Consider the following 22,086-nt stretch of genomic DNA (forward strand, 5'->3'; position numbering starts at 1 on the left):
ATCCGGCGACAGCCGGGATCGCTCGCCGCCAGGAGGCAGCAGGCAGGCAGCGCGTTGGAATGAATGCTAGAACCCACTTTGACGTCATCTTGTCTTGCCGACGACAATTTACGGGAAACTCCTCGGTGGGTGAAACCCTCCCCAGGTGCGAAGCGCCCACCGCGCCGTGTACCGCGGAGTGCTGCCGCAGTTCGAAGGGGCACCACCCGTGTTGCCGGGGGGCGCGTCACGGGCCAGGGGTATCCTCAGGGGTATGTACGCCCCGTTTTTCGGTCTTCAGCATTCGCCGTTTTCCATCGCCCCTGACCCGCGCTATTTGTTCATGAGCGAGCGCCACCGCGAGGCGCTGGCCCACCTGCTGTACGGGCTGGATGCGGGCGGGGGCTTTGTGCTGCTGACCGGCGAGGTCGGCGCGGGCAAGACCACGGTGTGCCGCTGCTTTCTGGAGCAGATACCGCAGCACTGCAACGTGGCCTACATCTTCAACCCCAAGCTCACGGTGCAGGAGCTGCTGCACTCCATTTGCGACGAGTTCGGTGTGCCGCACAAGCCCACCGTGCCTGGCGGCGTGGAGACGGTCAAGGACTACATCGACCCACTGAACGCATCGCTGCTGGCCGCGCACGGCGCCGGGCGCAACACGGTGCTCATCATCGACGAGGCGCAGAACCTGTCGGCCGATGTGCTGGAGCAACTGCGCCTGCTCACCAACCTCGAGACCAGCGAGCGCAAGCTGCTGCAGATCATTCTGATCGGGCAGCCCGAGCTGCGCGCCATGGTGGCGCAACCGGCGATGGAGCAGCTCGCGCAGCGCGTGATCGCGCGCTTTCACCTGGGGGCGCTCACGCCGCAGGAGACGCACCAGTACATCGCCCACCGCCTGGCGGTGGCGGGGCTCAACGGCCCGCTGCCGTTCGACCGGCGCGCCATCCAGCGCGTGCACAAGCTCTCGCACGGCATCCCGCGGCGCATCAACCTGCTGTGCGACCGGGCGCTGCTGGGCGCCTACGCGGCGGGTGCGCGCCAGGTCACCAAGACCATCGTGAACCGGGCCGCGCGCGAGGTGTTCGATGCGCCCGCGTCAGGCCGGGCCTGGCAAGGAGCGCGCGCCCTGCCGCGCTGGGCGTCTGCAGGCATTGGCGCCGTGGCGGGCGCGGCGGCCGTGGCGGCCGCGGGCTGGGCGCTGGGCGTGTGGCCGGTGCCGCCTGCGGGCACGGCGGGCACTGGGGGGGCCGGCGCCGCCGCCGCACCCACGGCGCGCGGCCCCGCATCGACCGCATCGGCATCGCCCACCACGCGGCCTGCGGCAGCGTCTGCATCGGCAGCCACCACGGCCACCGACGCAGCGGCACCATCGCCTGCGCGTTCCGCGTCGGGCACCGGCACGGCGGCCATGCCTGCGTCGGCCCTGGAGCAGTTCGTGCAGGCCCAGCCCGCCAGCGATGCGGGCGCCTGGCAGGCGCTGGCGTCGGCGTGGGGCGTGAGCCTGCCCGCCGGCGCAGACGCCTGCGCCATCCTGCCGCGGGACGGCCTGCGCTGCTACCGCAACCGCCGCGCGGGCCTGAACCTGGTGCGCCAGATCGACCGGCCCGTGCTGCTGGCGCTGTATGCGTCCGAAGACGCGGAGGCGCCGGTCTCGGTGGTGCTGCGCGGCCTCGACAACGACACCGCCACGCTGGAGGGGGCGGGCCGCACGCTCAAGGTGCCTGTGGCCGAACTCGCCCAGGCCTGGCGCGGCGACATCGCCACGCTGTGGCGCATCCCCGAGGGGATGCCCGAGCGGGGCGACATCGCGGAGTCGGCTCCGGGCGCCGCCTGGCTCGACCAGCGGCTGGCCAGCAAGGCCGCGGGCGGCACGGGTGCCGCGCCCGCCAAGCCGATGACGCCCGCGCTGCGCCAGTCGCGCATCCACCGCTTCCAGCTGGCCCAGGGCGTGACGCCCGACGGACGCGCTGGCCCCCTGACCCTCATGCTGCTCAACCGCGCCACCGGCGTGAACGAACCGCGCCTGCGCAACGGAAACTGATATGTCGTACATCCTTGATGCGCTGCGGCGCGCGGACGCCGAACGGGGCCGGGGCGCTGTGCCCGGCCTGCACACGCATGCAGCGCCCACGGCCGGACTGTCGCCTTCGGCAGGGCGCAGCGGCGCCTCCGCCCTGTGGATCGGCGTGGCCTCTGCCGCCGCCGTGGCGGTGCTGGCCGTGGCCGGAACCTGGTGGGTGATGCAGCCGCGGCCAACGGCTCCGGCCGCTGACACCGTGGCGGTCGCCACGCCGCCCATGCCCGCAGCCACCTCCACCACCGCTCCCGCTGCGCAGGCACCGGTGGTGGCCGCAGCGCCGCCCGCAGCGCCAGCGCCCATCGCCCCCCCCACAGCCGCCCCCGCGCCACCGCCCGTGGTGGCAGCAGCACCTGCTTCGCCCGAGCCGCGTGCCGTGGACAAGCGCCCCGCTGCGCCCCCACGCGAGCGGCCCGTCGTCGCAACGCCGCCATCGCAGCCGCCCGCCGCCCGCCTGCCCGCACCCCTGCCGGAGCCCACCCGCGCGCGCGCTGAACCCGCCCCGCGCGAGCCCGCGGCCGCACAGCGCCCCGCGGCCGACCAGCCCGTCGCCGCCCCCTCCGGAGGCCCCGTGTTCGCACAGGCCGACCTGCCCGAGTCGGTGCGCACACAGCTGCCCACGCTCAAGATCAGCGGCGCCACGCACTCCAACAACCCGGCCTACCGCATGGCCATCGTCAACGGCCAGGTCCTGCACGAGGGTGACGTGGCCGCCCCCGGCCTGGTGCTCGAACGCGTCGAGCCCGGCCGCACCGTCTGGACCTTCCGCGGCTACCGCTACGGGGTCGCGTCGCAATAGGGTTTTGATTAAAAAAAGCCGCTACCGCTTGTCTGGCAAGCGCTAGCAGCTATCAAAAATATAGTGAGTAGCAAAGTAGCCCGCCAAGCGACCCCCTCTCCGCCCTGCCGCGGCGCCCCAGCCCCACTACCGCGCACACCGCTACCGTAGTGCCACCGCCGAGGCGTGGTGAGTGAGGACCGGTCCCCGGAGCAGCAGATGCGAGATAAAACCGGCCGCTACCGCGCATCAAGAAAGCGCTAGCAGCTATCAAATAAATAGCGCCGCAAAAAACGCCCACTACAGCCCACCACCCTCAAAGCCCGCACGCCGCCATCGCGAGTGCACCCGTGGAACCGGCTTCGCCGGGCCACCGGGTGCGTCCCCCTTGGGGGAAGACGCGCAGCGGCTCAGGGGGTCATTTAATAAATCTGCCATCCCTCCCCACCAGCGTCAGCTCCACAAACCGCGAGGCATTGCGGTCCGGCGTGCTGGCGCTCACCTCGAAGCCGCCCAGGTCCCACTTCTTCAGGTTCCAGCTCGCGTCGATGAACGCCGCGCGCGTGGGGTTGCGGCCGGCGCGCTGCAGGGCCTCTGCGAACACGCGGGCGTTGATGTAGCCCTCCAGCGCCAGATGCGACGGCTCGGCCGTGGCGCCCGAGGCCTTCCACGCGGCCTGAAAATCGCGCACCACCGGCATCACCACGTTGGATGGCAGGGGCACGACCTGCGAGATCGCCATGCCGGTGGCATCGGCGCCCAGGGCCTTGACGGTGGCGGGCGTGCCCATGACCGACAGCGCGTACAGCGTCACCCCGCGCTTCAAGGCCCGGAAGGCTTTGACGAACTCCAGCGTGGGCTTGCCGGCCAGGCCGATCACGATGGCCTCCAGATTGCCGGCGGCCAGCTTGGCGGCGGCGCTGCCCGCGTCGGAGGCGTTGTTCTCCACGGTCACCGCCATGGCCTCGGGCAGCTTGAGCCGGTCCATCGACTGCTTGGCGGCCGTGAATACCTCTTTGCCGAACGAGTTGTTCTGGTAGACGATGCCGATGCGCTGGATTCCGATGGTGGACAGGTGCTGCACCAGTTTCTCGGCCTCGTCGGCGTAGCTGGCGCGGATGTTGAACACATTGCGCGCGTTTTTGGTGCGGCTGAGCTGCGCGCCCGTGAATGGTGCAAAAAACGGAATCCCGCTGTCCACCACCTTGGGCAGCATGGCGTCGATCATCGGCGTGCCCATGCAGTTGAACAGCGCAAAGACGTCGCGGTCGGCCAGGAATTGTTCGACGTTGGCCAGGGCCTTGGGCACCTCGTAGGCGTCGTCCTGGGTCACCAGGTCGATGGTGCGGCCGTTCACGCCGCCGCGCGCGTTGATGCCTGCAAACGCCGCCTTCGCGCCCTGGTGCATGGCCGAGCCCAGGTCGCCCAGCGGGCCGGTGAGGGCGGTGGACTGGGCGATGCGGATCGTGGCGCCGTCTTGCGCGCGGGCGCGGCCGGGCCAACCCGCCAGCCCCAGCAATGGCAGTGCGGCGGCGCCCGCCAGCAGCTGCCGCCGGCCCAGGCCGCTGCGGCGGGCGGGCGCGGCAGGGCCAGGCCCGGTGCCCGTGGCTGTGCCGCACCCGGTGGATCGTTGGTTTTTCATGTTGTTGTCTCCTCGGTGGACCCGGGCCTGCGGCCTGGGGAGGCGCCATCATCCGGTGGAGATTGGCATTTTTTTGTCTTTCTGACGACAATTGCGCTCAGGATTTCCCGTACCTGACGGCCGCGCTTGGCCGTACCGGCCCAACGTCCCCACCGGCCCGACCCCATCCCCATGGACCCACGCACGCACCAGGACCTGTCGCTGCACCAGCGGCGCAGGCCGCCCACCGCCGAAGAGCTCGATGGCATTCCGTGGCTGGGCCAGCTGCAGGCGCCCGAGCGCGAGCGCGCCGTGGCGGCGCTGCTGGTGGGCGATGCCAAGGCGGGCGACTACGTGTGCCGCGTGGGCCGGCCGGTGACGTACTGGTTCGGCGTGGTGGAGGGCCTGCTCAAGATGAGCAGCGACAACGCGCAGGGCCAGACGATGACCTTCACCGGCGTGCCGCCGGGCGGCTGGTTTGGCGAGGGCACGGCGCTCAAGCGCGAGCCCTACCGCTACAACATCCAGGCGCTGCGCCGCAGCGTGGTGGCGGGCCTGCCGATCGACACGTTTCACTGGCTGCTGGACCACTCCATCGGCTTCAACCGCTTCGTGATGAACCAGCTCAACGAGCGGCTGGGGCAGTTCATCGCCGCGCGCGAGATCGACCGCTTCGGCAACCCCGACGTGCGCGTGGCGCGCAGCCTGGCGTCGCTGTTCAATCCGGTGCTGTACCCGGGCGTGGGCGAGGTGTTGCGCATCACGCAGCAGGAGCTGGCCTACCTGGTGGGACTGTCGCGCCAGCGCGTGAACGAGGCGCTCAAGGCGCTGGAGGCGCAGGGCGCCATTCGTGTGGAGTACGGCGGGCTGCGCGTGCTGGAACTGGCGGCGCTGCGCTCCAGCATCTTCCAGTTGCAGGAGGGGGCCTCGGCTGCTCGGGATTGATGCGTGCGGCGCGCATGGTGCGCCCGTTCGCCACTGGGTCGTTGCACAGCTTGCTGCCGTGTTGAGCGCTTGATGGACAGGACAGGACAGGACAGGGCGCGTGCCGAGCAGCTTTGGCTTTGCCGCACCGACGGTGCCCTCAGGTGCCTGACGGTGCAGGAAAAAGCAGGCTGAACGAGTGAGGAAGATAGAAGAAGGGGCCTCACGGCCCCTTCTTCATTCCGTCCAACTCCAGCCGCTCAGCGGCGCGGCAGCGACGGCACGCTGCGGCGCGGTGCCTGCAGGTGGGCTGCGGCAGGGGCCTTGCGCGCAGCAGGCGCCGGCACGGGGGCGGGTGCGCGCTGGGCGCTGATGGCAGAGGGCTCCCAGCTGTCGGCGTCGCCGCCGTTGCGCGACAGGCGGAACGCGCCCACCATCTGCGTGAGCCGCCCGGCCTGGTCCTTCAGGCTATCGGCCGCGGCCGCGCCTTCTTCGACCAGGGCGGCGTTCTGCTGCGTCATCTCTTCGAGCTCGCCCACCGACTGGCTCACGTGGCCGATGCGCTGGCTTTGTTCCTGCGTGGCGGCGGTGATCTCGCCCATGATGTCCGAGACGCGGCGCACCGACAGCACCAGCTCTTCGATGGTCTTGCCCGCATGGTTCACCAGCGTGCTGCCTTCCTGCACCTGGTCGACGCTGGCGCCGATCAGCGCCTTGATCTCGCGGGCGGCGTTGGCCGAGCGGCCGGCCAGGTTGCGCACCTCGCCCGCCACCACCGCGAAGCCGCGGCCTTGTTCACCGGCGCGGGCGGCTTCCACCGCAGCGTTCAGCGCCAGGATGTTGGTTTGGAAGGCGATGCCGTCGATCACGCTGATGATGTCGGCGATCTTGCGCGAGCTGGCGCTGATGGTGTCCATGGTGCGCACCACCTGCGACACCACCTCGCCGCCGCGCGTGGCGGCGTCCGATGCGGTGGACGCGAGCTGGTTGGCCTGGCTGGCAGAGTCGGCGCTCTGGGATACGGTGCCGGTCAGGTCGACCAGCGACGTGGCGGCGCTTTGCAGGTTGTGCGAGGTTTGCTCGGTGCGCTGGCTCAGATCGAGGTTGCCCGAGGCGACTTCGGAGCTGGCCACCAGGATGGAGTCGGCCGTCTGGCCGATCTCGCCCACCAGCGCGCGCAGGCGCTCCTGCATCGCGGCGATGGCTTCGAGCAGGCGGCCGGTTTCGTCGTGGATGCGCACTTCCACTGTGGAGGTGAGGTCGCCGCGCGCGATGCGTTCGGCCAGCACCACGGCGCGCCCGATGGGGGCGGTGATGCTGGAGGTGATGCGCCAGGCGATCAGTGCGCCCAGGCCGATGGCCAGCAGCACCAGCAGGCCGCCGATGGCGCGGGCCTGGCTCTGGGTGGATTCGGCCGACGCGGTGGCCTCGGCGTTCAGCGTGTTCTGCAGGTCGATGAGTTCGCGCAGCTTGGCGCGCCAGGCGGTTTCTGCCGGGGCGACGCGGGTCATCAGCGCGAGCGAAGCACTCACGGTGTCGCCGTCGTCGGCGGCCTTGATCGCCGTGTCCAGTTCGGGGCGCGCCTTTCGGCCCAGCTCCTGCACTTCACCCAGCAGCTTGACCTCGGCGGGCGTGGCGCTGTCGGGCTTGAGCAGGTCGGCCAGCGCGGCCTCCTGGCGTGCGTATTCGGTCAGCGTCTTGCCCACGCTCGTGATCTGCTCGCGGGCCTGCTTGGGGTCGATGTCGTTGAGCATCGCGGCCGAGCGGCCTTGGATGCCGATGGCGCTCACGCTCTCGAGCATGCCGTTGACCAGCTTGGCCTTGCTGGCCCCCGTGCCGGTGATCTGGAGCATCTGGTCATGCACCTTGCCCAGCGACCATTGGCCCACCCCGGCCACGGCCAGCAGCAGAATCAGCAGGCAGCCAAAGCCCAGGCCCAGGCGGGTGGAGATCGACAAGGATTTGAGTGACGAAGCGGCCGGCATGGTTTTCCTTGGGTCTCAGTGGACAAGCGAATGAACGAACAGCAAACAAACAACGAGCAACGAACTACAAGAACAGACGGGTCAACCTGTCGATCCGGGTGCGGTGCTGAAGGGGCTACCGCACGGTAACAACGCTGGAAGCAATAACGGTGCCCGTATCCGCCGGGCAGTGTAGGCAGAAAGTGCTGTTTGCGGCATGACGCTTATGGATAGCCGTATGCCCAAAGCGCATGGCCCTCTTGTTACAAATAGCCGCGACACGAATGGACGGATAGTGAGACGATAGCTGGGCCTGTGCAAGCCCCGAATTATGATTCAAAATAGGCTCTTCCGCTTGTCGTTAAATCATTTGTAGCTATTGAATTAATAGCAATAAAGGGTGGCCGGCAATGCCCGGTGCCCGGCTGTGGGTGGGGTGTTGGGGTATAAGCATGTTACAGATTCCGAGGCCTTCCATGACACTGAAAACCCTCTCTTTGGCGCGCCGTCCCGTCCTGGGTGTGGTGCTGGCAGTGGCTGCGGTGATGGCCGGTTGCGCCGCACCGCCGGCTGCGGACCCGGCCCGGCGTGAACTTGTCGTGGCGGTGACGGCCTCGCACGAGCTCATCACCTTCAACGCCGGCGAGCCTGGGCGCATCCTGGAGCGCCGCCCCGTCACGGGCCTGGCCGCCGGCGACCGGCTCGTGGGCATCGACTTTCGCGTGGCGCGCGGCGTGCTGTATGCGCTGGCGCAGTCGGGCCGGCTCTACACGCTCGACATTCCCTCCGGCGCGCTGCGGCCCGTGGGTGCCGCGCCTGCGGTGGTGCCGCTCAAGGGCCAGGTGTTCGGCTTTGACTTCAACCCCGCGGCCGACCGCATCCGCGTGGTCTCCGACACCGGCCTGAACCTGCGGCTGCATCCGGACACCGGCGCCGTGGTGGACGGCGATCCGGCGGTCGACGGCGTGCAGGCCGACCCCTGGCTGCGCTACGCTGCCAGCGACGTGAACGCCGGCCGCACGCCGCACATCGCGGGCGCCGCCTATACCTACAACACCCAGGACAGCAAACTCACCACCAACTACGCCATCGACCGCTCGCTCGGCGTGCTGGTGATGCAGGGCTCGCTCGAAGGCACCACGCCCGTGGTCTCGCCCAACTCCGGCCTGCTGCGCACCGTGGGGCCGCTGGGCCTGGGGCGGCTGACCGATGTGTCGTTTGACATTGCCGACGTGGGCAACGCCGCGCTGGCGGCGGTGCGCACTGCGGCCGACAACCCAACGCGCCTGGTGCTGGTGAACCTCAAGACCGGCGCAGCCCAGCCCCTGGGCCAGGTGGGTGACGGCGCGCCGCTGGTCGGCATGGCCATAGAGCCCTGAGTCCGCCCATGCGCGTGCCTTCCATTGCCACCCAGGCCCGCGGCTGCACCGGCCACGCGGTGCGCGCGGCGCTGGCCTGCCTGGGCCTGGCCGGTGCGGTGGCCGGCGCCCACGCCGCCACCGTGCAGGTCGATGTGCTGGACGCCGCGGGCAAGCCCGTGGCCGATGCCGTGGTGCTTCTGGATTCGGCCGATGCGAAGAAGCTGGCCAAGCCCCTGGCCAACGCCGAGATGGCGCAGGAAAAGCGCCAGTTCGTGCCCGGGGTGCTGGTGGTGCCGGTGGGCTCGGAGGTGCGCTTTCCGAACAACGACTCGGTGCGGCACCACGTGTATTCGTTCTCGCAAACCAAGAAGTTCGAGCTCAAGCTTTATGCCGGCACGCCTGCCAACCCCGTGCTGTTCGACCGCCCGGGCGTGGCGGTGCTCGGCTGCAACATCCATGACCAGATGGTGGGCTGGATCCTGGTGGTGGAGACGCCGTTCTACACCCGCAGCCTGGCCGCCACCGGCCGGGCGCAGATCGACAACGTGCCGCCCGGCAGCTACACGCTGCGCACCTGGCACAGCCGCCTGCCGGTGGGCGCGCCCGCGCTGGAGCAGCCCATCACCGTGCCTGCCACGGGCACAGGCACCGCATCGGTGCGCATGACGGGGTTGCAGCCTTGAATTGGCGTTGGCCCCGGCGCAGCCTCATTCTTCGGCTGGTGGGGCTGTCGGTGTTGCTGCTGCTCATCGTGCAGGCGGCGGGCTTTGCCGTGGTGCGCCAAAGCATCGAGCGCAACGCCCGCACCCAGATCGCGCAGGCGCTGGACCTGGACGAGAACGTCTGGCTGCGCCTGCTCGACCAGAACGCCGACAAGCTGCGCCAGGGCTCGGCCCTGCTCGCGGCCGACTACGGCTTTCGGTCGGCGGTCAATTCGGGCGACGAGCAGACCATCCAGTCGGTGCTGGAGAACCACGGCAGCCGCATCGGCGCCGCCGTGACGGCGCTACTGGGCACCGACCTGGAACTGCGCGCCGCCAGCTTGTCGGACAGCATGGAAGAGTTTCCGGCCACGCTGCGCCAGATCGTGCCGCCGCTGGCTGCCAAGCCGCAGGGCAGCCAGATCGCGGTGATGGGCGGCGTGCCCTACCAGTTCGTGATGGTGCCGCTGCGCGCGCCCGTGGTCATTGGGTGGGTGCTGATGGGTTTCCCGATCGACCAGCCGCTGGCCGACGAAATGCGCCGCCTGCTGTCGGTGCATGTGGTGCTGGCGCTTCAGGACAAGGCCGGTGCGGTGACCATGCCGGTCTCCACCCTGCCGCCCGAGGCGCTAGCCCAACTGCGCAGCCAGGGCGCCGGGGCCGGCGAGCTGACCACCGCGGACGGCACGCTGCTGGCGCGCGCCATCCGCATGGACAGCGTCGGCGGCGAGGTGCAGGCGCTGCTGCTGCGCTCGGTGGACGACGTGCTGGCGCCGTACCGCCAGCTGCAGGTGCTGCTGGCCATCATCACCGTGGCGGGCGTGCTGCTGTTTGCGGTGGGCACGGGCCTGATGGCCCAGCGCCTGGCGACGCCGCTGCGCTCGCTGCTGGGGGCCACGAAGCGGCTGTCGCGCGGCGAGTACGACGTGCCGCTGGCGCACACCCAGCGCACCGACGAGATCGGCAACCTGGCGCGCTCGTTCGACCGCATGCGCGTGGACATCGGCACGCAGCAAACCGAGATTCGCCGCCTGGCCTACTGGGACCGCCTGACCGGCCTGCCCAACCGCGAGCGGTTTCGCGAAGCCGTGGTGCAGGCCATCGCGCACAGCACGGGCCAGGGCACGCCCGTGCAGCCGCTGGCCGTGCTCACGCTCGACCTGGACCGCTTCAAACACGTGAACGACGTGCTGGGCTATGCATTCGGCGACCGCCTGCTGCAGGCCGTGGCCGAGCGGCTGCGCCAGCAGGTGCGCTCCCCTGATGACATGGTGGCGCGGCTGGGGGGCAACGGGTTTGGGGTGCTGCTGCCCGATGCCGATGCCGCGGCGGCCCACGAGATGGCGCAGCGCATCACGCGCTCGTTCGAGGAGCCGCTGGCGTTTGCGGACCAGACGGTGGACCTGAGCGCGGGCATCGGCATCGCGTGCTGGCCGGGCGATGCCGACGATGCCGACACGCTGCTTAGCCGCTCCGAGATCGCGATGTACGCCGCCAAGCGCAAGCTCAGCGGGGCGCTGCAGTACGACGCCTCGTTCGACTCGGCCAGCACGCTCACCCTGTCGCTGCTGAGCGAGCTGCGCCGCGCGGTGGAGCGGGGCGAGCTGCGGCTGTACCTGCAGCCCAAGGTGGCGCTGCACGGCCAGGGCGGCCTGGCGGCCGAGGCGCTGGTGCGCTGGGCGCACCCCCAGCGAGGCCTGGTGCCACCGATGGATTTCATCCCGTTTGCCGAGCAGACGGGCTTTGTGCGGCAGCTCACGCTGTGGATGTTCGAGGCGGTGGCGCGGCTGCTGGCGGACCCGCGCACACAGGGCCTGTCGCTCAGGGTGTCGGTGAACCTGTCCACGCGCGACCTGCTGGACCCGGAGCTGAGCCAGCGCCTGGGCGCCATCCTGGTGCGCCACGACGTGCAGGCCGCGTCGTTTTGCCTGGAGATCACCGAGAGCGCGATCATGGACGACCCGCTGCGCGCCGAGGCCATGCTCAACAAGCTGTCGGAGCAGGGCTTCAAGCTGTCCATCGACGACTTCGGCACGGGCTACTCGTCGCTGGCGTACCTGAAGCGCCTGCCGGTGGACGAGCTCAAGATCGACAAGTCCTTTGTGATGGGCATGGAGGTGGGCGAGGACGACGCCACCATCGTGCGCTCCACCATCGACTTGGCCCACAACCTGGGCCTCACGGTGGTGGCCGAAGGGGTGGAGACGGCCGGCATCCTGGAGCGGCTGCGCGTGCTGGACTGCGACGAGGCGCAGGGCTACCACATCACCCGCCCGCTGCCGGTGGAGGATTTTCTGGCCTGGCAGGCGCGCCAGGGGTAAGCTTTTTGGGTTTTTCACAGGTGGTGGGTGCCGCAGCGGCACCGCTGGCCGGTCTTTCTGCACCGGGCCCGCAAGGCCCGCCCGGCCCACACCTGGCCGACACACTGGCCGACAGGCGAAAATACGCGAATGTCTTCTTCCAGTTCCCGTCCGCCCGCCGGCCCTGCGGCGGCCCCCGCCCCCGATGCCGGCGGCCCGTCCGCACCGGCGCCCGCAACGCGCCCCGTGCTTCGCCGCCCCACCGTGGCCGCCAAGGCTGCGCCCGCGCGGCCCGCGCCACCGCCCCGGCCGTCCCGTGCGCCTGCACCGTCCGGCTACCGCACTGCGTCGGGCACCGGGTTCGTCGCCCCGGTGCGCCAGGCGCCCGCGCCTGCCGTGCGCACGGTGGCACCCAACGGCCTGGTCAGCTCGCGCCTGAACAAGCGCATGGCAGAGCTGGGCATGTGCTCGCGCCGCGAGGCCGACGAATGGGTCGCGCTGGGCTGGGTCAAGGTCAATGGCCTGGTGGCAGAGATGGGCCAGCAGGTGCTGCCCACCGACCGCATCGAGGTCGACAAGGTCGCGCAGAGCTTTCAGGAGCAGCGCGTCACCATCTTGCTGCACAAGCCCATGGGCTACGTGAGCGGCCAGGCCGAAGACGGCCACACCCCCGCCGTGGCGCTGATCAACCCCCGCACCCACTGGCGCGACGACCCCAGCCGCAACCGCTTTTCGCCCCCGCAGCTGCGCGGCCTGGCGCCCTGCGGGCGGCTCGATATCGACTCGGTGGGCCTACTGGTGCTGACGCAGGACGGCCGCGTGGCGCGCCACCTGATCGGCGAAGACTCCACGGTCGACAAGGAATACCTGGTGCGCGTGCAGTACGGCGACGTCACCACCGATGTGCAGGCGGCGTTTCCGCGCGAAGAGCTGGCGCGGCTGTGCCACGGGCTGTCGCTCGACGGCCAGGCCTTGAAACCCGCCAAGGTGGACTGGCAGAACCCCGAGCAGCTGCGCTTCGTGCTCAACGAGGGCAAGAAGCGCCAGATCCGCCGCATGTGCGAGCAGGTGGGCCTGAAGGTGGTGGGGCTCAAGCGCATCCGCATCGGCCGGGTGACCCTGGGCAACCTGCCGGTGGGGCAGTGGCGCTACCTGTCGCCCCATGAACAGTTCTGATACTGCATACGCGGCATGAGCGCCCAGGCCCGCCACCCATCGTCGCAGCGGCTCGCCTGGCGTGGGCTGCAGGGCCCGTATTCGGGCTGTTTTGAGCGGGATTGACCTCACGGCCATGGCTTCCAACACTCGCCCCCGTTCGCGCCCGGCCGCGCCAGCCGCAACACCGGCACCAACGGCTGCAGCGCCGCGGCCCTTGCGGCAACTGCGGGCGTCGGACCTGCGCGGCGTGGCACGGCTGGCCACCCAGGCCACCACGGGCATCACCCGCGTGGTCGAGGGCGTACACCAGTCGGTGCTGGGCACCCTGGGCTTGCCGGGCGGCGCGCAGCCGGGCCAGGCGCGCGGGTTCACCGGGCTGGTCTACCAGAGCATCCGCGGAGTGACCCGCCTGGTGGATGCCGGACTGCAGGCGGGCCTGCAGCGGCTCGAACCCCTGGTGCCCCTGGTGCAGGGCCCTGCGGAGGCCGGCGTGCAGTGGGAGCGCCAAGCCGTGATGGCGGCGCTGAACGGCGTGATGGGCGACCGGCTGCAGGCCGACCACAACCCGCTGTGTACGCCCATGGGCTTTTACCAGCAGGGCTTACCGCTGGACCCCGCGGCGCTGGGCACTGCGGGCCGCGCCACTGGCAAGCTGCTGGTCCTGGTGCACGGCCTGTGCATGAACGACCTGCAGTGGCAGCGCGGCGGCCACGACCACGGCGCCTACCTGGCGCTGGCGCTGGGCTACACGCCGGTCTACCTGCGCTACAACACGGGGCTGCACACCTCCACCAACGGCGCCGAGCTGTCCCGCATGCTCGACGCACTGGTGGCGGCCTGGCCCGTGCCGGTCACGGACGTCGCAATCCTGGCCCACAGCATGGGCGGGCTGGTGGCCCGCAGCGCCTGCCAGCACGCGGCTGCCGGCGACCAGGCGCCGGCCGTACGCTGGCAGGGCCTGTTGCGCCACCTGGTCTGCCTGGGCACGCCGCACCACGGCGCGCCGCTGGAGCGGGCCGGCAGCTGGGTGGACGTGCTGCTGGGCAGCTCGGCCTATTCGCGCCCCTTTGCGCGGCTGGCGCAGCTGCGCAGCGCCGGCATCACCGACCTGCGCTACGGCCACGTGTGCGATGCCGACTGGGCCGGGCGCGACCGCTTTCGCCAAAGCCCCGACCAGCGCACCCCCGTGCCCCTGCCGCCCGGCGTGGCGTGTTGCACCGTGGCGGCCACACTGGCAGTGCGCCGTAGCCCGGTGGCCGAGCGCCTGCTGGGCGACGGCCTGGTGCCATTGCGCAGCGCCCTGGGGATCCACGATGATGCGCGGCGTTGCCTGCAGTTCGCGCAGGACCGGCAGGCGGTGTTCCACGGCATGGGTCATCTGGCGATGTTGGACGACGTGCGGGTGGCCCGCCAGGTCGAACAATGGCTGACAACCGCTTGAAAACGACCGGAGGGTGCCTTTTTGGTGCCGATGGGGCTGACAGACGGAGAGACGCCGCTACCATGCGGCTGTGCGATACACAACAAGGAGAAGCTAGTGAGCGACGTGAAATACCGCCTGGTAACCCGCAGCGACTTTGACGGCCTGGTCTGTGCCGTGCTGCTCAATGAGCTCAACCTCATCGACGAGATCACCTTCGTCCATCCCAAGGACATGCAGGACGGCAAGATTGCCATCACCAGCCGCGACATCACCACCAACCTGCCCTATGTGCCCGGCGCCCACCTGGTGTTCGACCACCACGAGTCCGAAACCGTGCGCAATTCGGGCCGCCGCGACGAGAACCACATCATCGAGGCGCACGCCCCGTCGGCCGCGCGCGTGGTCTACAACTACTACGGCGGCAAGGCCGCATTCCCGCGCGTCACCGAAGAAATGATGGCCGCCGTGGACCAGGCCGACTCGGCCCAGTACTCGCGCGAGGACATCCTGGACCCGCAGGGCTGGGTGCTGCTGAACTACATGATGGATTCGCGCACGGGCCTGGGGCGCTTTCGCGACTTCCGCATCAGCAACTACGCGCTGATGATGGACCTGATCCAGTACTGCCGCGACCACACCATCGAAGAGATCCTGGCCCTGCCCGACGTACAGGAGCGCGTGCAGCTGTACCGCGAGCAGGCCGCCAAGGCCAAGGAGCAGCTGCTGCGCTGCGGCATCGACATCGGCAAGCTGGTGGTGCTGGACCTGCGCGACGAAGAGACGATCTGGGCGACCAACCGCTTCATGATCTACGCGCTGTTCCCCGGCTCCAACATCTCCATCCACGTGATGTGGGGCCTGCAAAAGCAGAACACCGTGTTCGCCACCGGCAAGTCCATTCTGGACCGCAGCAGCCAGGTGCACGTGGGCAACCTGATGCTGGAGTTCGGTGGCGGCGGCCATGCAGCGGCCGGCACCTGCCAGGTGGCCAACGACCGGGCCGACAAGATCCTGCAGTCGCTGGTGCAACGCATCACCCTCGAAGGCTGAAGCGCCGCGCTCCGGTGGTCTTGCCACCAGGAGCGCGCGCCGGGCAGTGCGCGGGGAAGCCCCCGCCGGGGCTGAAAATCGCTGGCTGCCACGCCAGTACCCGCGGGGCCTGCCCCCCGTCCTCTTGAAAATGGGGCAGCTTGCCCCCAGGTCATCGCCTGCCAGGCCGGGCGGCTCCCGCGGGGCTGCGCCGGCTGACGTTTTTTTTACCCTGATCCAGAGCATTCATCCCATGAGCAAGCAAACCCTGTCCTTCCAGGCCGAAGTGGCCCAGCTGCTGCACCTGGTCACGCATTCGCTGTATTCCAACCAGGAAATCTTCCTGCGCGAGCTGATCTCCAACGCGTCGGACGCGTGCGACAAGCTGCGTTTTGAAGCGCTGAACAACAACGCCCTGTACGAAGACGCGCCCGACCTGCAAGTGCGCGTGACCTTCGATCAGGCCGCCAAGACGCTCACCATCACCGACACCGGCATCGGCATGAGCCAGCAGGAGGCCATCGACCACCTGGGCACCATCGCCAAGAGCGGCACCAAGGACTTCATGGGCAAGCTCTCGGGCGACCAGAAGCAGGATGCGCAACTTATCGGCCAGTTCGGCGTGGGCTTCTACTCGGGCTTCATCGTGGCCGACAAGATCACCGTCGAATCGCGCCGCGCGGGCCTGCCGGCCAGTGAAGGCGTGCGCTGGGTGAGCGGCGGCACGGGCGACTTCGAGGTCGAAGCCATCACCCGTGCAGAGCGCGGCACCAGCATCATCCTGCACCTGCGCGACGATGCGGAGGAATACCTCAACGCCTGGAAGCTCAAGTCCGTCATCGCCAAGTATTCGGACCACATCAGCCTGCCCATCCTGATGGAAAAGGAAGAGTGGAAAGACGGCGAGCTGATCACCCCCGGCGACGAAGCCGGTGGCCGCCAGCCCGGCGGCATGGTCAAGACCGGCGAGTGGGAAACCATCAACAAGGCCAGCGCCCTGTGGACCCGCCCCAAGAAGGACGTGACCGAAGAGCAGTACACCGAGTTCTACAAGGCCATCAGCCACGACCACGAGGCCCCGCTGACCTGGGCACACAACCGCGTCGAGGGCAACACCGAATACACGCAGCTGCTGTACATCCCTGCCAAGGCGCCGTTCGATTTGTGGAACCGCGACAAGAAGGCGGGCGTGAAGCTCTACGTCAAGCGCGTGTTCATCATGGACGACGCCGAGGCGCTGATGCCCACCTACCTGCGCTTCGTCAAGGGCGTGATCGACTCGGCCGACCTGCCGCTGAACGTGAGCCGCGAACTGCTGCAGGAAAGCCGCGATGTGCGCGCCATCCGCGAAGGCTCGACCAAGCGCGTGCTGAGCATGCTGGAAGACCTGGCCAAGCACGACAAGCATGACGTTGCGGCTGCCGGCAGCGACGGCGCAGCCGACGCCGTCACCGACGTGGTCGATGCCGACGACAAGGCGAAGGAAGGCAAGTACACCGCGTTCTACGCCGAATTCGGCTCGGTGCTCAAGGAAGGCCTGGGCGAAGACTTCGGCAACCGCGAGCGCCTAGCCAAGCTGCTGCGCTTTGCCAGCACCACGAGCGATGCCGTGACGGTGGGCTTTGCCGACTACAAGGCGCGCATGAAAGAGGGCCAGGAGGCCATCTACTACATCACCGCCGACACCCTGGCCGCCGCCAAGAACAGCCCGCAGCTCGAGGTCTTCAAGAAGAAGGGCATCGAAGTGCTGCTGATGACCGACCGCGTGGACGAGTGGGCGCTGAACTACCTGCAGGACTTTGACGGCACGCCGCTGCAAAGCGTGGCCAAGGGCGCGGTGGACCTGGGCAAGCTGCAGGACGAGGCCGAGAAGAAGGCCGCCGAAGAGGCCGCCGAGACGTTTGCGCCCGTGCTCGCCAAGCTCAAGGAGGCCCTGAAGGACAAGGCCGACGACGTGCGCGTGACCACCCGTCTGGTGGACTCACCGGCCTGCCTGGTGGTGCAGGACGACGGCATGAGCAACCAGCTCGCGCGCCTGCTCAAGCAAGCCGGCCAGCAGGCCCCGCAGTCCAAGCCCGTGCTGGAGGTGAACGCCGAACACGCGCTGGTCAAGAAGCTCGATGGCAGCGTGCACTTCCACGACCTGGCGCACATCCTGTTCGACCAGGCTTTGCTGGCCGAAGGCGGCCTGCCCGAAGACCCGGCGGCCTATGTGCGCCGTGTGAATGCGCTGCTGGTGTGATGTGGCAGTGAAATCGGCCTCTACCGCGCGATGGTAGGGCGCTAATCGCTATTTAAAACATAGCAAACCCGGGTTCCGCCAGGACCCCGGGTTTTTTTACGCCCTCACGCTGCGCAGGCAGGGTGAGTGGCTGGGAGGAACGGCGGGGAGGAGGGTGGGCAGACCGCTGGGCGTGCAGGAAGGGGCGCGGTCAGGACCGGCTTGCGCCATGGCGCGGCTGTGGTGCGGCTGCGGGGCTCGGCGGAGCAGCCGAGCGGGTGGGCGTTGTTGTGCACCGCGCGCCGGTGGAGCTCACTCCTCGGTCTGCGCCTTTTCCAGGATGCGGGTGTGCGCCCGGTTGCGCTCCTGCGGGTCGGCGTCCATCAGTTCCTTGAGCGCGCTCTGGGGCGCCACCAGGCCCTTGCGCCGGTCGTTCTTCACCGGCATGTTGCGCCAGCCCGAAAGCACCAGCCAGTCCCACAGGTCGGGCGGCAGCTCGTGCGTAACGGTCATCTTGATCGGCCCGCGGATGATGGTGGAGCCCACCGGCGGGAGGGAGCCGACGGGCGCGCTGCGGCGCTTTTGCCGGATCGAGAGAGCGTTGCGAATCCAGTCCTTCATGGGGTCGGTGGTCAGTCCAAAGGTTGGTGATAGACGCAGCATAGCTCAGTGGCCAAGACCACATCCAGCGGCATATTGCACGGCCGAAGTGGACGACCACGCGTAGCCGAGTGGCACAAAGCCAACGCTACCAGCCGGTAGAATGTCAACGATTGTTGCAACGCGGCGAACCGCCCGTAGTATCGATAAATTCGGTCCCAGCCTTCAGCCGCTGTGCTCAAGGCAGATTTCACGCACTCCCTTTGCACCGACTTTTTTTCCAACCCGAAAGGGGCTTGGTGAGGTTGCGGCGTGACCCAAAAGGCTTGAGCCATTCCACACCCAGGAGCATTTATGTTGTTCAGTTCATTGGCGCGTCTGTTCGCGCGAGAACATCCCCCCAGTCGGCATGTGCTGGCGGCGGGCGATACCTTGCTTCCCACCCCGGTCGCGGCAGTGAAGCCGCGTGCCGTGCGGCGCCTGCGCTGGCTGCTGCTGGCGGGTGGCCTGTGTGCGGGGGCTGCGATGGCGCAGTCGGCCGACCTGGTGGTGAACCATTCGGACTCGCCAGACCCCGGCCCGGCCGGCGGCATCTTCACGTACACGCTGCGCATCGACAACAACGGCCCCAACGGTGCGACTGGTGTCACGTTGTCCGACACGCTCCCCGTGGGCTCGACCTTCATTGATGTCAACACCACCGCCGGCACCTGCAACCAGGCGGGCGGAACCGTCAATTGCGCCCTGGGCAGCATTCCGTTCAATTCCAACCAGACCGTGACCATCCGCGTGCGCCTGCCGTCTGCAGGCGTGTGGACGAACACGGCCACGGCGGGCGCCACCACGTCCGACCCCAACACCAGCAACAACGTCAACAGCATCCAGGACACGACGGCCACGCAGGCGGCCGACCTGGCGCTCACGGCCACGCCGTCGCTGGCCAACGTGACAGCCGGCCAGAACTACAGCTACGCGCTGCAGGTTGCCAACCAGGGCCCCAACGACGCCACGGGCAGCCAGCGCATCAGCTTCACCGTGCCCGCAGGCGCGTCCGTCACGGCCGCCCCTTCGGGTGGCGGTTGGACATGTACGCCATCGGCAGGCTACCCGCTGGCCAGCGGCGCATCTGTGGCTTGCACGCGCTCGGCCACACTGGCCAACGGTGCGACCACGACCGTGCTCACCGTGCCCGCGGTGTCCCATGTCAACGGCACCGTCACCGCCGCATTCGCGGTGGCGGGCTTCAAGCCCGACACCTCGGCCATGCCCGACGGCGATTCTTCCAACAACACCGTGTCGGTCGATGTGACCTCGGCATCCGGTGCCGATGTGCAGATCACGAAGACGGTGCCCGCGGGCTCCAACGTGGGCCTGGGCAGTGACGTCAGCTACACGCTCACCCCGCGCCTGAACGGCGGCGTGTCCTTGGCAGGCCAACCCATCACGGTGACCGACACCCTGGGGGCCGGCCTCACCTTCGTCTCCGCCAATGGAGCCGGATGGACGTGTGACGCCACCATCACCTGCACACGCACGGAATACACCGGTGCCAACTTCACCAACATGCCGGTCATCACGGTGGTGGCCACGGCCACCAACACGGGTGCACTGACCAATACCGCGGGCATCAGCACGGCATTGGCGGACCCGGTGCCGGGCAACAACAGTTCGTCGATCAACGTGACGTCGAGCAACGACGCGGACATGCAGCTGACCAAGACGGCCAGCATCAACCCCGTGGTGCCCAACCAGGCGTTCAACTACACCATGACCGCGCGCAACGCGGGCCCGCTCGCCGTGCCTGCCGGCCAGGTCATCACCGTCACCGACCAGGTGCCGGCGGGCGTCACGCTCAGCACGCCGCTCAATGCCTCCGGCTGGACTTGCGATGCACTGCCGTTCACCGGCCCCGGCGCCTGGACCTGCACGCGCAGCACAGGCCTTGCGGCCAACACCAATGCACCCGTCATCACGGTGTCTGCCGTGTTGACCGGCACGGGCACGGCCACCAACAACGCCTGCGTCGCCCTGGGCGGCGGTGGGCGTGTGGACAGCAACGCCGGCAACAACTGCACGGGCGTTTCCGTGTCTTCCACCGTCACGCAGGCCGACCTGCGCGTGGTGTCCAAGACGGCAGCGCCCGACCCCGTGGTCGCCGGTGCCAACCTGACCTACGTCATCACCGTGGAAAACCTGGGCCCTGCCAGCGCCACCAACGTGGTGGTGTCCGACACGCTGGCCAGCCTGGTCAACACCGGGGGCTTCCAGTCGGCCACGCCATCGCAAGGTACCTGCACACCCAACAGCGTGACCAATGGCGCGCAGCAGAACCTGAGCTGCAACCTGGGCACCCTCACCATGGGCGCGCAGGCCACCGTCACGGTGGTGGTGCGCCCCAGCATCGGCGCGACCGGCCCGCGCACCAACACCGCGACCGTACGCTCCAACGACGTGGGTGACCCCGTGCAGGGCAACAACAGCGGCAGCGTGACCAGCCAGGTCACCGCCATCGTGGATGTGACCGCAGCCAAGACCGCCACCCCGGCCTCGGTGCCAGCGGGCGCGCCCATCACGTTCGTCGCCACCATCGGCAACACCGGCCCCTCGAACGCCCAGACGGTGCAGATGGTGGACACCCTGCCATCGAACGCCGCGTACATCGACACCGTGTCGGTGAGCGGTGGCGGCACCTGCACGCCCATCGTGGCGGGCACCGTGGGCGGCACGCTGACCTGCAACTGGACCACCATCAACTCCGGCGTGCAGCAGACGGTGACCTACCGCATGCGCCCCCTGGGCACGGCGGCGGGCGGTACCGTGGTCAACAGCCTGGCGGTGACCACGGCCACGGCCGAGTCGAACGGCGCCAACAACAGCGCCACCACCACCACGGCCGTGACGGCCGCGCAGCTGGACATCCTGGTCAACAAGGTGGACAGCGCCGACCCGGTGGACCTGGGGCAGCCCACGACGTACACCATCACCATCAACAACAGCGGTCCGTCGTTCGGTACCAATGTGGTGATGACGGACATCTTCCCGGCACCCGGCTCGGCACCCACGGCCACGTTCAGCTACCAGGGTGCGCTGACGGTCAATGCCGGCGGCGTATGTACCGAGCCTTCGGTGGGCTCCTCCAGCGGCACGCTGCGCTGTGTGTTCCCGGGGCTGAACAGCGGCCAGAGCGCCACGGTGACCTATGTGATGCGCGCCGAGACGCTCACGGTGGGCGGCGCCACCAGCGGCACCGCATTCAACCGTGCGAGCGTGACGGTGGACGAAACCGAAACCACGCTGGCCAACAACGTGGTGACGCATGACACCACTGCACGCCGCTTTACCGTGGCCACCGACCTGGCGCTGGTCAAGACAGCCCCCGCGGGCCCCGTGGCCCCGGGTGCGACCCTGGACTACACCCTGGTGGTCACCAACAACGGCCCCCTCGTGAGTGACGGTGCCCAGGTGGTGGATGCGTTGCCCGCCGGTGTGAGCTTCGTGTCGGCCGCAGGCTGCGTGGATACCGCGGGCACGGTGCGCTGCTCCATTGGCTCGCTGGCAGTCGGTGCATCGCGCACTTTCACGATCCGCACGACGCTGAGCTCGCCCTACACAGGCGCCCGGCCACTGGTGAACAACGCCAGCCTGGACGCGCCCGGCGACACCAACCCGGCCAACAACACCTCCAGCGCCACCACCACGGTGTCCACACCACCCGGCGGCGCGGCCGGCATTCCCACCCTGTCCGAGTGGGGCCTCATCATCCTGTCGGGGCTGCTGGCACTGATGGCCTTCGGCCACGCTGGCGCCATCCGCCGCAGGTAACAAGGCGCGCTGCGGCCCGCGCAAGCCGGGCCGCAGTCAACCCCCTACGCCCTCTTCACAGGCCAGCACGACGACACCGGCGTGCTGGCCTGTGGCGTTTGTCGATAATGCGCGCTTCGCCT

At 68.9% G+C, this 22,086-nt stretch carries 14 protein-coding genes; 11 read left to right on the plus strand and 3 right to left on the minus strand.

Translation table 11 applies throughout. The annotated features are described in order from the left end of the window. Positions 1-253: 253 nt before the first annotated feature. Positions 254-2,026, plus strand: coding sequence for an ExeA family protein (locus tag ACSQ3N_RS03245; protein WP_056164219.1), 1,773 nt, complete (start codon positions 254-256; stop codon positions 2,024-2,026). A 1-nt stretch (position 2,027) separates the two neighbouring features. Then, on the plus strand, positions 2,028-2,861 hold the full coding sequence (locus ACSQ3N_RS03250) for a general secretion pathway protein GspB (protein WP_056164221.1): 834 nt from the start codon (positions 2,028-2,030) through the stop codon (positions 2,859-2,861). Between the two features lie 397 nt (positions 2,862-3,258). Here the strand turns inward: ACSQ3N_RS03250 and ACSQ3N_RS03255 are convergent, their stop codons facing one another. Continuing rightward, positions 3,259-4,482: an ABC transporter substrate-binding protein gene (locus ACSQ3N_RS03255; protein ID WP_235507275.1), complete on the minus strand. Its 1,224-nt coding sequence runs from the start codon at positions 4,480-4,482 to the stop codon at positions 3,259-3,261. 171 nt (positions 4,483-4,653) lie between these two features. Here ACSQ3N_RS03255 and ACSQ3N_RS03260 point away from each other — a divergent pair, with 171 nt between their 5' ends. After that, positions 4,654-5,406 carry a Crp/Fnr family transcriptional regulator gene (locus ACSQ3N_RS03260; RefSeq protein ID WP_056164224.1) on the plus strand — a complete coding sequence of 251 codons (753 nt, stop codon included), beginning with the start codon at positions 4,654-4,656 and terminating at the stop codon, positions 5,404-5,406. Between the two features lie 239 nt (positions 5,407-5,645). Here the strand turns inward: ACSQ3N_RS03260 and ACSQ3N_RS03265 are convergent, their stop codons facing one another. Further along, positions 5,646-7,370: a methyl-accepting chemotaxis protein gene (locus ACSQ3N_RS03265; RefSeq protein ID WP_056164227.1), complete on the minus strand. Its 1,725-nt coding sequence runs from the start codon at positions 7,368-7,370 to the stop codon at positions 5,646-5,648. Positions 7,371-7,825: 455 nt separating this feature from the next. Here ACSQ3N_RS03265 and ACSQ3N_RS03270 point away from each other — a divergent pair, with 455 nt between their 5' ends. From ACSQ3N_RS03270 to htpG, 7 genes are all read left to right on the plus strand, one after another. Continuing rightward, on the plus strand, positions 7,826-8,728 hold the full coding sequence (locus ACSQ3N_RS03270; RefSeq protein ID WP_056164230.1) for a DUF4394 domain-containing protein: 903 nt from the start codon (positions 7,826-7,828) through the stop codon (positions 8,726-8,728). A gap of 8 nt (positions 8,729-8,736) precedes the next feature. Next, a complete protein-coding gene (locus ACSQ3N_RS03275) occupies positions 8,737-9,393 on the plus strand; it encodes a methylamine utilization protein (protein WP_436145575.1) in 657 nt (218 codons plus the stop codon). Continuing rightward, positions 9,390-11,732 carry a putative bifunctional diguanylate cyclase/phosphodiesterase gene (locus ACSQ3N_RS03280; RefSeq protein WP_056164236.1) on the plus strand — a complete coding sequence of 781 codons (2,343 nt, stop codon included), beginning with the start codon at positions 9,390-9,392 and terminating at the stop codon, positions 11,730-11,732. The genes ACSQ3N_RS03275 and ACSQ3N_RS03280 overlap by 4 nt, the downstream gene beginning before the upstream one ends. Before the next feature lie 129 nt (positions 11,733-11,861). Further along, positions 11,862-12,887, plus strand: coding sequence for a pseudouridine synthase (locus ACSQ3N_RS03285; RefSeq protein ID WP_082516768.1), 1,026 nt, complete (start codon positions 11,862-11,864; stop codon positions 12,885-12,887). A gap of 115 nt (positions 12,888-13,002) precedes the next feature. Beyond that, positions 13,003-14,310: an esterase/lipase family protein gene (locus tag ACSQ3N_RS03290; RefSeq protein ID WP_082516769.1), complete on the plus strand. Its 1,308-nt coding sequence runs from the start codon at positions 13,003-13,005 to the stop codon at positions 14,308-14,310. Between the two features lie 96 nt (positions 14,311-14,406). Continuing rightward, entirely contained in the window at positions 14,407-15,342 is a 936-nt protein-coding gene (locus ACSQ3N_RS03295; protein ID WP_056164242.1) for a hypothetical protein, read from the plus strand. 232 nt (positions 15,343-15,574) lie between these two features. After that, positions 15,575-17,563, plus strand: a complete 1,989-nt coding sequence (gene htpG / locus ACSQ3N_RS03300) for a molecular chaperone HtpG (protein ID WP_056164245.1) — start codon at positions 15,575-15,577, stop codon at positions 17,561-17,563. 291 nt (positions 17,564-17,854) lie between these two features. Here the strand turns inward: htpG and ACSQ3N_RS03305 are convergent, their stop codons facing one another. Next, positions 17,855-18,163, minus strand: coding sequence for a hypothetical protein (locus ACSQ3N_RS03305; RefSeq protein ID WP_056164249.1), 309 nt, complete (start codon positions 18,161-18,163; stop codon positions 17,855-17,857). A 333-nt stretch (positions 18,164-18,496) separates the two neighbouring features. Between ACSQ3N_RS03305 and ACSQ3N_RS03310 the strand changes: the two genes are divergently transcribed. After that, a complete protein-coding gene (locus ACSQ3N_RS03310) occupies positions 18,497-21,964 on the plus strand; it encodes an IPTL-CTERM sorting domain-containing protein (RefSeq protein WP_436145576.1) in 3,468 nt (1,155 codons plus the stop codon). The last annotated feature ends 122 nt before the right edge of the window (positions 21,965-22,086 follow it).

This window comes from Acidovorax sp. LjRoot194, from assembly GCF_964253015.1.
In the GTDB taxonomy this organism is placed as follows: Bacteria; Pseudomonadota; Gammaproteobacteria; order Burkholderiales; family Burkholderiaceae_C; genus Acidovorax.

What these genes read in the sequence shown, in the direction of transcription:
- ACSQ3N_RS03245 (WP_056164219.1), top strand. Translation starts at nt 254, where the DNA reads ATGTACGCCCCGTTTTTCGGTCTTCAGCATTCGCCGTTTTCCATCGCC.
- ACSQ3N_RS03250 (WP_056164221.1), top strand. Translation starts at nt 2,028, where the DNA reads ATGTCGTACATCCTTGATGCGCTGCGGCGCGCGGACGCCGAACGGGGC.
- ACSQ3N_RS03255 (WP_235507275.1), bottom strand. Translation starts at nt 4,482, where the DNA reads ATGAAAAACCAACGATCCACCGGGTGCGGCACAGCCACGGGCACCGGG.
- ACSQ3N_RS03260 (WP_056164224.1), top strand. Translation starts at nt 4,654, where the DNA reads ATGGACCCACGCACGCACCAGGACCTGTCGCTGCACCAGCGGCGCAGG.
- ACSQ3N_RS03265 (WP_056164227.1), bottom strand. Translation starts at nt 7,370, where the DNA reads ATGCCGGCCGCTTCGTCACTCAAATCCTTGTCGATCTCCACCCGCCTG.
- ACSQ3N_RS03270 (WP_056164230.1), top strand. Translation starts at nt 7,826, where the DNA reads ATGACACTGAAAACCCTCTCTTTGGCGCGCCGTCCCGTCCTGGGTGTG.
- ACSQ3N_RS03275 (WP_436145575.1), top strand. Translation starts at nt 8,737, where the DNA reads ATGCGCGTGCCTTCCATTGCCACCCAGGCCCGCGGCTGCACCGGCCAC.
- ACSQ3N_RS03285 (WP_082516768.1), top strand. Translation starts at nt 11,862, where the DNA reads ATGTCTTCTTCCAGTTCCCGTCCGCCCGCCGGCCCTGCGGCGGCCCCC.
- ACSQ3N_RS03290 (WP_082516769.1), top strand. Translation starts at nt 13,003, where the DNA reads ATGGCTTCCAACACTCGCCCCCGTTCGCGCCCGGCCGCGCCAGCCGCA.
- htpG (WP_056164245.1), top strand. Translation starts at nt 15,575, where the DNA reads ATGAGCAAGCAAACCCTGTCCTTCCAGGCCGAAGTGGCCCAGCTGCTG.
- ACSQ3N_RS03305 (WP_056164249.1), bottom strand. Translation starts at nt 18,163, where the DNA reads ATGAAGGACTGGATTCGCAACGCTCTCTCGATCCGGCAAAAGCGCCGC.
- ACSQ3N_RS03310 (WP_436145576.1), top strand. Translation starts at nt 18,497, where the DNA reads ATGTTGTTCAGTTCATTGGCGCGTCTGTTCGCGCGAGAACATCCCCCC.